Raw genomic sequence first — 15,472 nt, forward strand, 5'->3', positions numbered from 1 at the left:
TTTTCGACTCCAAACCTCGACATTTCATGCTTAATACCCTCTAAACGGGTACTGACAACGCGTTAGCGTAAAAGGAGACCTGCATGGCCGGGCGCTTACACGTGCAGCAACTGCCTCTTGCCCGCCTACTCCCAAGCCTGAAGATGGCCGAACCCTTGATTGAATCACCCAATGTGGCACCGCGACAGCCGGTATCGGCTATCCGCAAGGTTGAGGGCCAACTCTGTTTACAGTCGTTATTCTGGGGGCTGACACCGCCGTGGTTAAAAGTCCTGGATAATGCGCCCCACTGCGCTCGAGCGGAAACCCTGAACCAACGAGGAATGTTTCAGGAAGCCTATCGCTCGCGCCGCTGCCTGGTACCGGTTAGCGGCTTTTACATCTGGAAACGACTACCCCGTGCCAAGCAACCCTACCTGGTCACGCAGGTCAATCGCGGACCGCTATTATTAGCTGGACTGTGGTGTCGTTACCACACCACACTCACTACCTACAACGACTCCACCGCTCTGGTAACCGTCCCCGCAAACGCTTGTTTGTCGCACCTGACTGACCGGCTGCCTGCGGTGATCGACCCGCGGGACGCGGACGAATGGTTAAACCCCGACACGGCCCACACTCGCCTTGACCGTTTATTGACGCCCGCACCACTGGAACTGTTGGGCGCTTTTCCGGTATCAAAACAGATTAACTTTCCTACCTACCAGTCGCCGGCCTGCGCTCACCCCATCGGGCCGATGATACGCTGGACCACGTCATAGGAGCTTACATGCGTCAACTTATTGGTTTAAAACGCTTTGCACGTTGGAATATGGCGTTGCCTGGAGGCGCTCTGCTGGGCATGGCCATGGGCAGCCTTTGGTTTGCGCCCACGGCACTGGCTGCCGACGAAGAGGACATCAAGGACGTCATCACACCTCACGTCAGCCCGTATGACGAGCGCGACTACCGCGTGCTCGAACTGGAAAACGGATTGAATGTGCTACTCGTCAGCGATGACGAGGCAGATAAAGCGGCGGCGTCGATGAACGTACGGGTCGGCAGCGCCCAGGACCCTGATGACTTACAGGGACTCGCCCACTTCCTCGAGCACATGCTGTTTTTGGGCACCGAAGCTTACCCAGAGGCTGACGCCTATCAGCGCTACCTATCGCGCAACGCAGGCTCGCACAACGCCTTTACCGCCTCTCAGGATACCAATTACTTTTTCAGCATTGAGCCTTCAGCCTTCGAGGGCGCACTGGACAGATTCAGCGCTTTTTTTGTTTCACCGCTGTTTAATGCCGACAAGCTTGAAAGTGAACGTAATGTGGTGCATTCAGAGTACGTTTCACGCCGTCGGGATGAAGGAAGGCGCGAAAACGCGGTACTCAACCAGTTGCTGAACCCGGAGAACCCAACCACCCAGTTTGCCGTGGGTAACCGCGAGACGCTGGCCAATCCCCCGGAAGGTGAAGCCACCCTTCGCGAACGGGTGATGGCGTTTTATCAGCGCCACTACGACGCCAATGTGATGAACCTGGCCGTCGTGGCACCTCAGTCGCTGGATACCCTGGAAGACTGGGTGGTCGAGCGCTTTGCCGAGATTCCCGACAACGATCGGGAAGCCCCCAGCATCGACACCCCCCTCGTGGATCGCGACACGTTACCCCGTTATGTAGCACGTCATTCAATTGAAGATCGCCATCAACTACGTTTTTACTTTCCCATTGCCGACCCCACCGATGCTTATCGCCAGAAACCCACTCAACTGATTTCCCACCTGTTGGGCGATGAAAGCGATGGAAGCCTGTTCGCTGTCCTCAAGGACAGCGGACTTGCCGACGCGTTGTCGACAGGGATCAGTCGCGCCGATGGTCAGCATGCGCTTTTCACTGTCTCCATCAGCCTTACCGAGGACGGCGCGCAGCGCCTGGACGATATTGAAGCCACATTGTTTGCCGCTATCGAGCGTATTCGCCAGGGCGGTCTTGAAGAGTGGCGCTACACCGAGCAAGCCGACCTCAACGAACAGGCCTTCCGCTTTCAACAGCAGGGCGAACCCCAGCAGGAAGCGATACGGCTCTCGATGAATCTGTCTCGCTACCCGGTGGAGGACGTCCAGTATGCCGCGTACCGGATGGATGAGTTCGATGCCGAGCAACATCGGCGCTACCTGGATGCGCTGACCCAGGACAACATGCTGCGTATTTACTCAGCTCCCGACATCGAGAGCGACAAGGTGACGCCCTGGTTCGACACCGCCTGGCGGGAACAGACGCCCAGTGAAAGTGGCCAAGCCTTGAGCGGGCTGACATTACCGGCACCCAACCCTTTTATCGCCAACGACCTTAGCCTACTGGAAGGCCAGGACGAACGCCCCACCACGCTGATCGACGCGCCCTCGTTTACTGCCTGGCATATGCAGGACGCCCAGTTCAACACCCCCAAGGTGGAGTGGCGGCTAAGCTTGCAACACCCCAGTACCAGCTATTCCGCCGAGGAAGCAGTGCTCACCCGGCTGCTGGCCAACTGGCTGAACGACAGCCTCAACGAAGCGCTTTATCCTGCCTGGCTGGCAGGCCAGTCGTTCAGCGCCTATGCCCATTCACGGGGTATGACGCTGTCGTTTTCCGGCTGGCGGGACGGTCAGACCCCACTGATCGAGCAAGCACTCGACCAACTCAGCAACGCCGACATCCGTCAGCGTGACTTCGAGCGGGTGCTCAACCGTTTACAGCGTGAATGGCGCAACGCCCCCCAAGCCTCCCTGTACGCCCAAGCCAGCGGCACCCTGGGCGAAGCCCTGCTAACCCCCCAATGGTCGACCCAAGCGCTGCTTGAGGCCAGCCAGCGTCTGGCGCATGGTCACCTGATCGACTTCCGCCAACGTTTCCTTGACGGCCTCTACGTGGATGCCATGGCGGTCGGCAACCTGGGGCCTGAACGTGCCAGAGAGCAGGCAAACCTGATGCGCGGCAAGCTCACTCCCCGGCTGACGCGCGACGATATACGCAATCTCACGCCGCTCGCCGTCAACGGCGACGATACGGTCCTGCACCCCAATAGCCAGCGTGAAGAATCCATCGTACTGCGCTATCTGCAAGGGCGTGATCAAACACTGCGCGAGCAAGCCGCGACCCAGGTTCTCGCTCAGTGGCTGGAAACGCCTTTCTACCAGCAACTACGCACTGAGGAGCAGCTTGGTTACATCGTCAATGCGGGTTACTCACCGCTGCTGGACGCCCCCGGTATTGCCATGGTTGTGCAGTCACCCGACGCCGATAGCGACACAATCGCCAGGCGTATGGATGCGTTTCTGGAGGAGGCCGGCGAGCGACTTGAGCAGCTGGACGACGATGAACTGGATGCTTACCGCCAAGCAGTGAACAGCCGCTTGAGCCAACGCGACACGCGTCTGGCGCAGATGACCAACCGCTACTGGCAGGCAACCGCGCGGGAGGAGGTGCGTTTCGACCGTCGTGAGCAGCTCGCCGAGCTGGCCATGGAAGTGACGCTAGACGACCTGCAAGCTCTGTGGCCAGCGCTGCGTGAACACCAACTGGACGTGCGCTTCAACCCAGGCGACGAACCCAGCAATGTAGCGGAGATCCGCCAGCAGCTCACGCCGCTACCAGAACAGGCGAGCAAGTAACTGACAGACCAGTGGTCTTAGCCATACCGGCTCAGGCGTCAAACGCCTGTGCCGGTAACATGGCTTCAACATAGAGCACGAGCTCCTCAAGAATCTGGCGCTGGTGGTCAGTCAGCGTCTGCTGGTTATAGTTTTCGATCTCCCGGGCGAAAGCTTTCAAGGTGAAACCTGACAGCGTGGCATCGTTCAGACGTGTCCAGCGAAACGCCTCCCACTGCTCAAGTTCGTCTCCCTCGAGTGTTTCCGGGTAGCTTCGCGCACGAAAGCGGAACAGCATTTCTTCGAGTCGCGGGTCCTGAAAGGCAAACCGCTCGCCCACCAGATCCCAAGGGTCCATGGCCCTGACTCGCTCCATCTGCTTGCGGTCGGCGGCCGAGAAAAAGGCACCGGCATAGAGCATCAGGTCGGGATCCTGCGGCGCATCGTCGTAGCCTGCGCTGAAGACCTCAGCAACTTTCTGGGACACCCCAGACGCCTCGCGGAGCATTTTCCAATGACGGCGACAGGCGTTCATATCCAGTCCCAACCGGGCCACGATATCGCCATACTCGCCTTTCTGCGGGCCCTCCACGTCTTTCAACACAGTGGTGGGAAAGACCACAGGGCAGCGATTGATGTGAATGACCTTGAGCGGAATGCGGGTTTCGCCCTCCGTCAGATCCTGCTGACTGACAAAGACCCGCTCACGAATTTGCGATGCCGACATGGTCAGTAACTCGCTGGGGTCAACGCTCAGGTCATAGACGATGACCCCGTTGGGGTTGCTCGGATGCTCGGCCAGCGGCATCACAAGCGCACTACACGCCCGACTTGCCGGGTAGCGACGCGAAATATGCAAAATCGGTTTGGCGCTGGGCAGGTCGATCTGGTTGGCCACCTGCCGCTTGCCGCGAAGGCCGAGCAAATAGTCAAACAGCTTGGCATTGCGCGACTTCAGCAAGCGCGCCAGCGCAATCGTCGCACGCACGTCGGCCACCGCATCGTGGGCCCCTTCATGGGCGATACCATTGGCCGCCGTCAGGTCTTCCAGCTTGAAGCTCGGCGCACCATCGTCGCGCAGTGGCCATTCGATGCCCTCGGGCCTCAAGGCGTAAAAGGCTCTGACCACATCGATAAGATCCCAGCGCGAATTGCCGTTTTGCCACTCACGGGCGTAAGGATCGAGAAGATTACGGTAGAACAGGTGGCGCGACACTTCGTCATCGAAGCGCAGGCTGTTATACCCGACCACGCAGGTGCCCGGCTCACTCATATGGCGCTGCACTTCAGCGGCGAATTCGGCTTCGGGGAGACCGTGGCGTTGTGCCTTTTGGGGGGTAATACCGGTAATCAAGCAGGCAGCGGGATGGGGCAGATAATCGTCAGCGGGGCGACAGAACAGCTCGATCGGTTCGCCGATTTCGTTTAACTCCGCATCGGTGCGCAGAGCGGCGAACTGAGCGGGCCGATCACGACGCGGATCAGCCCCAAAGGTTTCATAGTCATGCCATAAAAAGCTGGCGGGGGCAGCATTGGGTGACGCCATGGACAAGCACTCCGCTGGGCAATGAAAAGCCCAAGCCTAGCATATCCACATCAGGTTTCGCCGCGTATTCAGAAAACCTCAGCAACCCTGGTTTCAAAAAAGCGCGGGTCAACTTTTAGGGAGCGTCACGTTCAACTCCAATACCGAGCAGTTATCCTCGCTATCCAGTGAGATCTGGATCGCATCGTCGTCCACGTGAACGTAGCGGCGAATGACCTCCAGCAACTCGCGTTCCAGCATCGGCATGTAATCGGGTTGCCCCCGTTGGCTTCGTTGATGCGCCACGATAATTTGCAGGCGTTCTTTGGCCACCGAGGCAGACTTCTTGCGCTCACGCTTCAAGAACTCCAGCAGTTTCATCGCCGACCTCCACCAAACATGCGGCTGAGCAAGCCTTTACGCTGCATTTCGTGAAAGCGCAGAGGCATGTCTTCACCGAGCAGACGCGAGACGGTATCGCTATAAGCTTGGCCCGCGTCGCTTGAAATATCGTGGGTAACCGGCACGCCCTGGTTAGAGGCCCGCAGCACTGCTTCGGACTCGGGAATCAGGCCAAGCAGATTAATCGCCAAAATTTCACGGATATCGTCCAGCGTCAGCATGTCGCCCGACGTGACGCGCTCAGGGTTGTAGCGCGTGACCAGCAGGTGCTCTTTAATCGGGTCGCTACTCTCCTCGGCACGACGTGTCTTGGATGCCAGCAGGCCAAGAATCCGATCAGAATCGCGCACAGAGGATACTTCCGGGTTCGTCACCACGATCGCCTCATCGGCAAAGTACATGGCCAACTGAGCGCCACGTTCGATACCGGCAGGCGAATCACACATGATGAAGTCGAAGTCCTCTTTCAACTTGTCGAGCACTTCGGCAACGCCTTCCTGTGTCAAGGCGTCCTTGTCGCGGGTTTGTGAGGCCGGCAGAATAAACAGGTTCTCAACCCGCTTGTCGCGGATCAGTGCTTGATTGAGCCCCGCCTCACCTTGAATCACGTTTACCAGGTCGTACACCACGCGGCGCTCGCAGCCCATGATCAGGTCAAGGTTGCGCAAGCCCACATCGAAATCGATCACCACCGTTTTCTTTCCGCGTAGCGCTAAGCCTGTCGAAATAGCGGCGGCACTGGTGGTTTTACCGACCCCCCCTTTACCCGAGGTCACTACAATAATTTTGGCCAAGAGTTACTTCCTTCTTGAAGTCGTTCATCGCAAGTGCGCCGTTAGCGCACTACGTACAACGGGAACGTCTATGTCATCTAAACCACGCGGTGACTCCGCGTGGCTGGCATTCTCAACGATTTACGCGCTCGGCGCTAATTAAGCGGCTTAATTTCCAATTGTTGTTGCGTAAAGTGCACCTCAGCAGGGGCACCCAATAGTTGAGAATCGATATCTTCCAGACGCTTGTAATTACCCGCCACTGACAGTAATTCAGCGGCCAGCTCGCGACAATAGATACCCGCCTGGGTATTGCCATGAATACCTGCTAATGCCCGTCCGCGCAATGCGCCATAAACATGAATACTGCCGGCGGCCAGAACTTCCGCTCCCGCATTGACCGCACCGATGACGACCAAATCACCTCCCGAAGCGCTCACCTGCTGCCCGGAACGCACTGTACCGCGGTAGAGACGAGTGGTTTCCGTACCGTTGCTTTCCTGCGCATCGGCTGCCTCTTTTTCGGTGTTTGCATCCGCCACGGCAACGGGGGCTGCACTTTCGCTATCACTGCCGACACTCTTGAGCATTTGCGCACGGCTTTCGTCGACCGGCGCGAACCAGCCAAGGCCGAGCGCCCACGCCGATTGACGCACCGGCTCAGTGCCCCCCCTCACTGCCACCGGGAGCAGCTTGTGGTCCCTGCAGACAGCGCAAATGCGCTCCAGCGAAAGATGGGGCTCATCAAGCTTTTCCACGCTAAGCACAACCGGTGTATGCTGAAAGAACGCAGGTGATTGAGACAGTTTGCCTGCCAGTTGACGTCGGATATGCTCTGGGTCAGCGCTGCTTAGCTCCATGACGGTCATCGGCAGCATGCCGCCTTTAAAGGTAAAGGCCACGTCGGCACTATCCACATTGAGGCTCATGGCCGAACTCCATGTCATGTTCAGGTAAGATATTAAGGTAGCGCATTTGAGCGCTTTTGGGCGGTGAGAATTAACCCTCATCGAACCCACATTATAAGTCAACGCTAAGCGACAGCGCCGACAACTGCAACCTTCTTAGGGTCGACGTCTGATTTTTTTCACGCAAAGCGCCTCACAGCAGGATGATCCATGCACGGACTGTTAAGACGCCTGTTCGCACCTCGCTGGCAACACCCCAATGCCGAGGTACGCCGCCAGGCTCTCCACCGCCTTGATCCTGACCATCGCGAACAGCGCCAGGCGCTCGCTTCGCTTGCGCAGGATCCGGATAGCGACATACAGCTTGCCGCATTACTTGCTCTTGATGACCTTGAAGGGCTCATGGCGGCTTACCCGGCCCACCAGAACGACATGGCTTGGCAAGAGGCGCTATGCCAGCGGCTCAGCGGCCAGCAAGGGCAAACGGGGCTTGGCCAGCGTGAGGCACTTGCCGAGCGTATCGACGATACCAAGATACTCAACGCTCTTGTGCATAAGGGTGACAACCTCAATTTACGGCTTACTGCGCTCGCCCGTTTGACCGATGAACGCGACTTGATCGAACACGCCTGCCATAACGGCGTCGCCGCCGTTCGTCACCAGGCAGCGGATCGCATCGTCAGTCAAGAGGGCCTGAAGCAGCTGTTGAAGCAAGCCCGCCGGGACCGCCAGGTCGTACGCATGGCCAAAGATCGGCTACAAGAACGGCGTGCCGACGCCGAGTGGAAAGAAGCCCAACAGCAAAAGCGCGAGACGCTTCTGCAGCAATTGGAACGTCACGCCCAATCCACCTGGGAACCCCTCTACGGCGGCCGGCTGCGTCATCTGCAGCGTGAATGGGATCAACTCAGCCAATCGCCTGACCCCGACCAGGAGGCACGTTACCATCAAGCCGTTCTCGCTTGCCGCAAAACGCTGCACGATCATGAAACTCACGAACAGGCGCGTCAGCAGAACAACCAGCAACGCGAAGCCACCGACCAGACCCGAGAACAGTTACTGGAAGGCCTGGAAGAAACTCTGGAAGGCCTGCGGCTTGGCAGTGGATTGACGTCTCAGGATATCGACAGCCTTCGCGCCCAGCGTCAGTTGCTTGGCCAGCGCTGGCAGCAACTGTCCGATGTGCACCCGCCCAGCGACTCGATACGCCAACGCTACACCCAGGCCCTGAAAGAGTACGAGGCCTGTATCGAAGCCTGGCAGCGCTGGCAACGCATTAGCGCTGAGCTTGAGCAAGCACTGGCCGACGCCGACCACTCCGCCATTTCATCACTGCTCGACCAATGCCGCTGGCCTGATACTCTGACCATGCCCACGCTTGCTCGCCAAGCACAGGAGGCGCTTGATGCCACCCATGAAACCGCCGATACGCAGACCGATGCCCAATCCCTCAGCGCTTACAGCAACGACCTGGACACCTTCGAACAGTTGCTTGAACGTGGTGCTTTCAAAAGCGCCAGCCGCCTACACCAACGGCTGAAGCCGCGCATTGAGGCGCTCAAGGATGACGATGCCCGACCGCTCAAAGCGAGGCTGAAACAGCTTGGCGCGCAACTCGCCGAACTACGCGACTGGCGAGGGTTTGTCGCAGGCCCCAAACGTGAACAACTGTGCGCTTCCATTGAGGTGCTTGCCGACGATCAGCACATGGCAGAACCGGCACTCGACCGGCACCACCGCCAGCTCGTCAAAGAATGGAAATCCCTTGGGGATGCAGCGGCTGACCGAGAGTTGTCCGCACGCTTTCGTGCTGCTTCGGACCGTATCCACGAGCGCCTAGCCCCCTGGCGAGAGCGGCTAACCCAACAGCGGGAGGCTAACTTGCGTGCCCGCGAAGCACTCTGTGAGCAGCTCGAGACCCTGCTGGCCCAGCCAGCACAGGACGCCGACCCGGATGTACTGCGCGAAATTCGCGATAAAGCACGCCAACAGTGGCGCCACCACTCTCCCGTACCGCGCGAACAGGCAGAAGCCATTGGTCGCCGGTTTGGCCGCGCTCGCCATCAGCTACAAAGCTTGATCGATACCCGTGCCGAGCATATTGCCGACCAGAAGAAAGCCCTGATCAGCAGTGTTCAGGCGCTTCACCAGGACGAACGTCCGCTCGCCGAGCGCATTGAAGATGCCAAGCAGCTACAGCAGCAGTGGCGTCAATTGGGGCGGGCGCCTAAAGGGGAAGAACAAACGCTCTGGAAGGCCTTCCGCCACGAATGCGACCAGTTGTTCGCCAGACGCGACGCGCATAAACAAGAGCAGCTTGCCCAGCAGCAACGCCAGCTCGACAGCCTGCAAGCACTGGTCGACGAAATGGACAGCTGGCAACCTCAAGATGCCAGCGACCACGCCAAGCTGGACGCCTTCATTGAACAGGCAACGCGTTTGGAACCCCTGCCACGTAGCCGCCGAAGCGAAGGCATGCAGCGGCGTCTAAGCGGCATTATTCGTGCCCGGCGTGAGCGTCTTAACCGCCTTGAAGTCGCGGGCACGGTCACCGCCTGGCAGCAGCTGACGCCGCTTATCGAAGCTCACTTGCGCGCAGACCAACGCAGGCTTGTCGACGAACAGGCAGACACGGTAGACGCACAAGCGGTGCTGGGCGAAACGAGCTTGAAAGCGCCTTTTGAGCAGGCCCACCATCAGCGCAATCAACGACGCATGGAGGGGCTCCCCAACGCCCACGAAGCCAACCTGAAGGATCAGCTTGCCCGGCTTCGCGTTCACTTATCACTGCTGGCCATGGGGCGTGTACATCAGCAAGATGAACCCCTGCGGCTGGCCATCCAGGTGGAACGCCTCAACGAGGGGCTTCAAAAAGAGCGTAGCCGCGCGCAGGAGGTTAGCGAGGTGCTTGCAGATCTCATTGCCCTTGGGCCCATGCCCAGATCGCTGTGGGATCAAGAAGTCGACGAGCTGGATGAACTGCTTACCCGGCTCGCTCAAACACCTACGCCTTGAGCCATCACAAAAGCCAGCGAGGGATACTCGCTGGCTTTTTGATCAATGAGCAAAATGAACGACGAGATCAGCCCATGAACTGACCACCATTGATGTCGAAGTTCGCCCCAGTAATGAACCCGGACTCCTCATCGGCGATGAAGGTCACGAGCCGGCCAATTTCCTCTGGCGTACCATAGCGCTTGACGGGGATCGTCTCACGGATCGCCTCGCGCACCTTTTCTGGAATGTTCATGATCATGTCGGTGGCAATGTAGCCGGGCGACACAGTGTTCACGGTAATGCCCTTCGTGGCGGTTTCCTGGGCAAGCGACATGGTCAACCCGTGCATCCCCGCTTTTGCCGCCGCGTAGTTCGCTTGGCCGAACTGCCCTTTGCGACCGTTGATGGATGAAATATTGATAATCCGCCCATAACCGTGTTCAAGCATCATTTCAATCACACTGCGGCAGGTATTGAAGACACTGTTCAGGTTGGTATCGATCACCTCATACCATTGCTCGTATGACATTTTCTTCATGGTGCCGTCACGGGTGATCCCTGCACAGTTAACCAACACACTGATGGGACCATGCTGCTCCTGAATTTGCTGGGCACCTTTTAGGCAGGCCTGATGGTCGGCAAGGTCGACACCGGACAGCGCAATGTTGTTATAGCCATCGGCTTGCTGCGATGCCAGCCAGGTTTTGGCCTTTTCGGGGTTGTGATAACCCGCTACGACCAGATAACCCGCATCCGCCAGCGAACGACAAATCGCCGTGCCGATACCACCAGTTCCACCAGTTACCCAGGCGACGGGGGCTTGATTGGCCATTGACTACCTCCCTGATATGACGAATGGCTTGGGCGTTGCAGAATTGACACCGCAAGCCATTGTGAAAAGCGCCTTGGCGCTTAAGTACCAACGGCAAATCGCAATACAGATGCGCGACTTACCGAGAGTCAGCATTGTTCTTGTTGCACTAACCTCAGCATAGCGCTACTCGGCTCATGTTGCAGCACGAAGCCCACCAACGGCTATAGGGAAAACGTTTTAAAACGCCTATTGACGAAACGTAAAAAAAGCGTAGAATACGCCACACGTTGATGCGGGGTGGAGCAGTCTGGTAGCTCGTCGGGCTCATAACCCGAAGGTCATCGGTTCAAATCCGGTCCCCGCTACCAATATTTCGAGAGGCAGATCAGTAACTTACTGGTCTGCCTTTTTTTGTGCTTACCGTTCACAATAGCCTTGGGCCCAGGCTGGGCGCAAACTGCATTTCTGCTTTCCCCCCAAAACACAAGTTATTGTTAGGCTCCAGACACGCCTTTCATCGACTCAGCGACTTCAACGCGTACTAGAGATGTCAGACGGCAACTGCTGGGGCCAGGGATTCTGGTTCAGCCACGCGATCCCCGCCCATGAATTCGAACAGCGGCTGAGCAAGCAGTCTGAGGCGTGATTGAACCTGGATCGTGCCGGGTTATATAAAAACCGCAAATTCAGCCTATTTCGCATCGTCATGCCAATTCCCGATAATCACGCCATCCTTTTGATAAGCTGAACCCCTCCATACAGGCAAGCAGGAGCGATGCCTCCTGACGGACCATGCCCTGGCCATTATTCATTTTTATAATAAGGAGGCTGCGCTTGGAAATACTTCAATATGCCCTGGGCAGTGCGGGCCTGCTGCTGTCGCGAACGTTAGAGCACATTGCCCTTGTCGGTGTTGCCGTGGGCATAGCGACATTGACGGGCGTGCCGATCGGCATCGCGATCACCAAAAACGAGCGCTTGGCTCAAGGGGTGCTGTATCTGGCCTCGATTATCGTCACCATCCCTTCAATCGCACTGTTTGGCATCATGATTCCGGTGCTATCGCTGATTGGGCACGGCATCGGCTACGTACCTGCCGTTATTGCGGTACTGCTCTATTCCCAGTTGCCCATCATTCGTAATACCTACACAGCGATAAACAACGTGAACCCCGCGTTGCGGGAAGCGGCCAGAGGCATCGGCATGAGCCCCAATCAACGCCTCCGTTTAGTCGAGATCCCGCTCGCCATACCGGTCATCATGGCCGGGGTTCGTACGGCCGTGGTGCTTAATATCGGCGTGATGGCGATTGCGGCCTATATTGGCGCAGGTGGCTTGGGCACCTTCATCAGCCGTGGCATTTCACAGTCAGACCCCCGTCAGCTGATCGTCGGCGCGGTTGCCGTCAGCGTACTGGCGATTATCGTTGACTATTCACTGTTGTATGTCCAAAAGCGCCTGACGCCCAAGGGAATGAGCCGCCAGGCCGACGCGACCTGAGGCCGCTTTTCTGATGTCATTTCTACTATAAGAGACACCCCTATGATTCGACTTGACAGCCTGACCAAGGTGTTCGATACGCCAAAAGGCGCGGTGGTGGCCGCTGACCATATCGATATGGAAGTGCCTGAGGGCGAAATATGCGTCCTGTTGGGGCCATCGGGCTGCGGCAAGACCACGACACTGAAAATGATCAACCGGATCGTAAAACCCACTTCTGGAAAAGTGTTTATCAATGGCGACGATACGACCGGCCTCGATACCCAGACACTGCGACGCAATATCGGCTACGTGATCCAGCAGATCGGCCTGTTTCCCAACATGACCATTGAGGAAAACATCACCATCGTGCCCAAGCTGCTGGGCTGGGACAAGGCCAAATACAAGGCGCGTGCCCGCGAGATGATGGCAATGATCGCGCTGGAACCCGATGCCTTTCTGAAACGCTTCCCAAGTGAGTTGTCGGGTGGCCAGCAGCAACGCATTGGTGTCGCCCGCGCGCTGGCCGCTGACCCGCCGGTCATGTTGATGGACGAGCCGTTTGGGGCCATCGACCCGATCAACCGGGCCGTCATTCAAGACGAGTTCCTGAAGATGCAACAAGAACTCAACAAGACCATCATGTTCGTTAGTCACGATATTGATGAAGCCATCAAAATGGGTGACCGCGTGGCGGTCTTCCGGGAAGGGAAGCTGGTTCAGTACTCCACGCCCGATGATTTGCTGGCAGCGCCCAAAAACACCTTTGTGGAATCGTTCCTGGGCGAAGACCGGGCGCTCAAGCGTTTGAACCTGGTTAAAGTGCGCGAGATTGTCACCGACGAAATCGGCACGGTATCGCCCGGTGATACGCTGGAAGCCGCGCTGGCCAAAATCGACAACTATGGCTACCAAAACGCCATTCTGATGGTCAATGACCGCAAGCAGCCCGCCGGGATTGTCAGCCGCTCCGTCGCGCGCACCACAAAGGGCTACTGCCGTGATCATTTCCAGGCCGTCCCGGCCGTTGTGGGTCTCGACGACGACCTGCGTAAAGCCGCATCCCTGATGTTTGCCCACGACCAGACCTGGCTCCCCTGTGTCAACGACGAAGGGACGGTGTGCGGGCAAATTACCCAGCGCGCCATGACCAGCCACTTAGGCGCGAGATATCGCGCTCGCCAGGGGGATGACCGCACGCCATCGCCGGCCATCAAGGAGTAACCATGCCGATTCGATCCATGAAAGGGGCGCTTAAGGCACTGGTGCTGGTGGCTATTTTTTTCGCCGGTGTATGGAGTCAGTCCAGTGGCGTCATCGATGACTTTATCTGGTATCTGCCCGATGTTCAGTATCTGGCGGTTCAGCACATCTGGCTGACGGCCATGTCAGGCAGTCTGGCCATTCTCGTTGCCATCCCGCTCGGTATTGTGCTCTCTCGCCCGAGTATGGCCCGAGTGGCCGAATCATTGATGCAGATACTCAACGTGGGCACCACGATCCCTACCCTGGCCGTCCTTGCGCTATCGATGAGCTTTCTGGGCATTGGCACAGTGCCAGCCGTTTTTGGTCTGTTTGTGGCCACGCTGCTGCCGATAACCCGGAATACTTATGCCGGCTTAAAGGGCGTTAACCCGGCACTGATGGAAGCGGCGGCAGGCATTGGCATGTCCCCCATGCAACGGCTTTTCAAAGTCGAACTACCCAATGCTCTCTACGTCATTTTTGCCGGCATGCGCACCGCACTCACCATCAATGTGGGCACGGTGCCACTGGCGTTCCTGATTGGCGCGGGCGGCCTTGGCGAGCTGATCTTTACCGGCATTGATCTGTACGACCCGGTCATGATGCTGTCGGGCGCCATTCCGACCGCGCTATTGGCGATCGTGGTCGATGCGCTGATTGCGATCATTGCCTTCCTCGTTGTCCCCCGCGGGGTCAACCCCGGCCGCGCTTGATGATCACCGTGACTGACGCTTCACTAACAAAAGAAGGAATCGATGATGAAAACATTAACTACCGCACTGACCAGTATTGCCCTTGCCAGCGGCATCTCGCTGGCTAATGCCAACGAAATCAGCGTTGGCGGCAAGAACTTTACCGAGCAGCAGATTCTCTCCACCATGACGACCCAGTACCTGAATAACTTGGGCTACGACGTCGATAACCGCTCCGGCATGGGCTCCGCCGTTTTGCGTCAAGCACAGGAAAACGGCCAGATCGATCTTTACTGGGAATACACCGGCACGTCCCTGATCAACTATAACGACATCACTGAAAGCCTGAGCCCTGAAGATACCTACCAGCGGGTGAAAGAACTCGATGCCGAAAAAGGCCTGACCTGGCTTGAACCGTCGGATGCCAATAACACCTATGCGCTCGCTATGCGCGAGGATGACGCCGAAGAACGCGGCATCGAAACGCTCTCCGACCTGGCCGACGCCGTCAACAATGAAGAAGGCCTGACCTTTGCGCTTAACGCCGAGTTCTACGCCCGTGAAGACGGCTGGCGGCCGCTCATGGAAGCCTATGACTTTCGCGTGGGTCGCAGCGACGTGAGCCGCATGGATACCGGTTTGGTCTATCAAGCGCTGCGCGATGAAGAAGTCGACGTCGGCCTCGTATTCGCCACCGACGGGCGTATCCCCGCCTTTAACTTTCACGTCCTCAAAGACGACCAGGGCTTCTTCCCGGCCTACGCCCTTGCCCCGGTGGTACGCACCGAAACCCTTGAAGCGAACCCTGAACTAGCCGACCAGATGAACCGCCTGTCGGCGCTGTTAAACGACGCCACCATGGCCGAGCTGAACGCCCGTGTCGATGTCGAGCGCGTGTCGATTGAAGACGTGGCAGAAAGCTTTCTCGAAGAGAATGATCTGCTCTAGTCGCTCGTGGGTAGCATTGGCATAATGCCGATTGCCATTACAGCAAAGCCGCTCCTATGGAGCGGCTTTTTCAATG

General features: G+C 57.7%; 12 protein-coding genes and 1 tRNA gene. 8 read left to right on the forward strand and 5 right to left on the reverse strand.

All coding sequences use genetic code 11. The annotated features are described in order from the left end of the window. Positions 1-83 precede the first annotated feature (83 nt). On the forward strand, positions 84-761 hold the full coding sequence (locus tag R3F64_RS16295) for an SOS response-associated peptidase (protein WP_085918292.1): 678 nt from the start codon (positions 84-86) through the stop codon (positions 759-761). Between the two features lie 80 nt (positions 762-841). Then, positions 842-3,634, forward strand: a complete 2,793-nt coding sequence (locus R3F64_RS16300; RefSeq protein ID WP_442786532.1) for an insulinase family protein — start codon at positions 842-844, stop codon at positions 3,632-3,634. A 31-nt stretch (positions 3,635-3,665) separates the two neighbouring features. Here the strand turns inward: R3F64_RS16300 and sbcB are convergent, their stop codons facing one another. The 4 genes from sbcB to minC all read right to left on the reverse strand — a co-directional run bounded on the left by sbcB (position 3,666) and on the right by minC (position 7,242). Continuing rightward, positions 3,666-5,159 carry an exodeoxyribonuclease I gene (sbcB, locus tag R3F64_RS16305; RefSeq protein WP_199284575.1) on the reverse strand — a complete coding sequence of 498 codons (1,494 nt, stop codon included), beginning with the start codon at positions 5,157-5,159 and terminating at the stop codon, positions 3,666-3,668. A gap of 108 nt (positions 5,160-5,267) precedes the next feature. Further along, positions 5,268-5,519, reverse strand: a complete 252-nt coding sequence (gene minE, locus R3F64_RS16310; RefSeq protein ID WP_027337743.1) for a cell division topological specificity factor MinE — start codon at positions 5,517-5,519, stop codon at positions 5,268-5,270. Continuing rightward, entirely contained in the window at positions 5,516-6,334 is an 819-nt protein-coding gene (gene minD, locus R3F64_RS16315) for a septum site-determining protein MinD (RefSeq protein WP_066319322.1), read from the reverse strand. Before minD ends, minE begins: the two co-directional genes overlap by 4 nt. A 134-nt stretch (positions 6,335-6,468) precedes the next feature. Continuing rightward, positions 6,469-7,242, reverse strand: a complete 774-nt coding sequence (gene minC / locus R3F64_RS16320; protein WP_085918290.1) for a septum site-determining protein MinC — start codon at positions 7,240-7,242, stop codon at positions 6,469-6,471. A 189-nt stretch (positions 7,243-7,431) separates the two neighbouring features. On the opposite strand from minC, the gene R3F64_RS16325 reads away from it, so the two are divergent. Continuing rightward, positions 7,432-10,236 (forward strand): DUF349 domain-containing protein, encoded by a 2,805-nt coding sequence (locus R3F64_RS16325; protein ID WP_199284574.1) that lies wholly within the window; start codon positions 7,432-7,434, stop codon positions 10,234-10,236. A gap of 67 nt (positions 10,237-10,303) precedes the next feature. On the opposite strand, the gene phbB is transcribed toward R3F64_RS16325, so the two are convergent. Continuing rightward, entirely contained in the window at positions 10,304-11,050 is a 747-nt protein-coding gene (gene phbB, locus R3F64_RS16330) for an acetoacetyl-CoA reductase (RefSeq protein WP_199284573.1), read from the reverse strand. Positions 11,051-11,323: 273 nt separating this feature from the next. Between phbB and R3F64_RS16335 the strand changes: the two genes are divergently transcribed. From R3F64_RS16335 to R3F64_RS16355, 5 genes are all read left to right on the forward strand, one after another. Further along, positions 11,324-11,400 (forward strand) — tRNA-Met (locus R3F64_RS16335). Between the two features lie 466 nt (positions 11,401-11,866). Beyond that, entirely contained in the window at positions 11,867-12,532 is a 666-nt protein-coding gene (locus R3F64_RS16340; RefSeq protein ID WP_085919022.1) for an ABC transporter permease, read from the forward strand. 42 nt (positions 12,533-12,574) lie between these two features. Next, positions 12,575-13,735, forward strand: a complete 1,161-nt coding sequence (locus tag R3F64_RS16345; RefSeq protein ID WP_085919023.1) for an ABC transporter ATP-binding protein — start codon at positions 12,575-12,577, stop codon at positions 13,733-13,735. Positions 13,736-13,737: 2 nt separating this feature from the next. Continuing rightward, complete coding sequence (locus tag R3F64_RS16350; RefSeq protein ID WP_085919024.1) at positions 13,738-14,469, forward strand: ABC transporter permease; 732 nt, start codon at positions 13,738-13,740, stop codon at positions 14,467-14,469. A gap of 45 nt (positions 14,470-14,514) precedes the next feature. Then, complete coding sequence (locus tag R3F64_RS16355) at positions 14,515-15,396, forward strand: glycine betaine ABC transporter substrate-binding protein (RefSeq protein WP_199284572.1); 882 nt, start codon at positions 14,515-14,517, stop codon at positions 15,394-15,396. Positions 15,397-15,472: the final 76 nt, after the last annotated feature.

It is taken from the genome of Halomonas sp. 5021 (assembly GCF_036663435.1).
GTDB lineage: Bacteria > Pseudomonadota > Gammaproteobacteria > Pseudomonadales > Halomonadaceae > Vreelandella > Vreelandella janggokensis.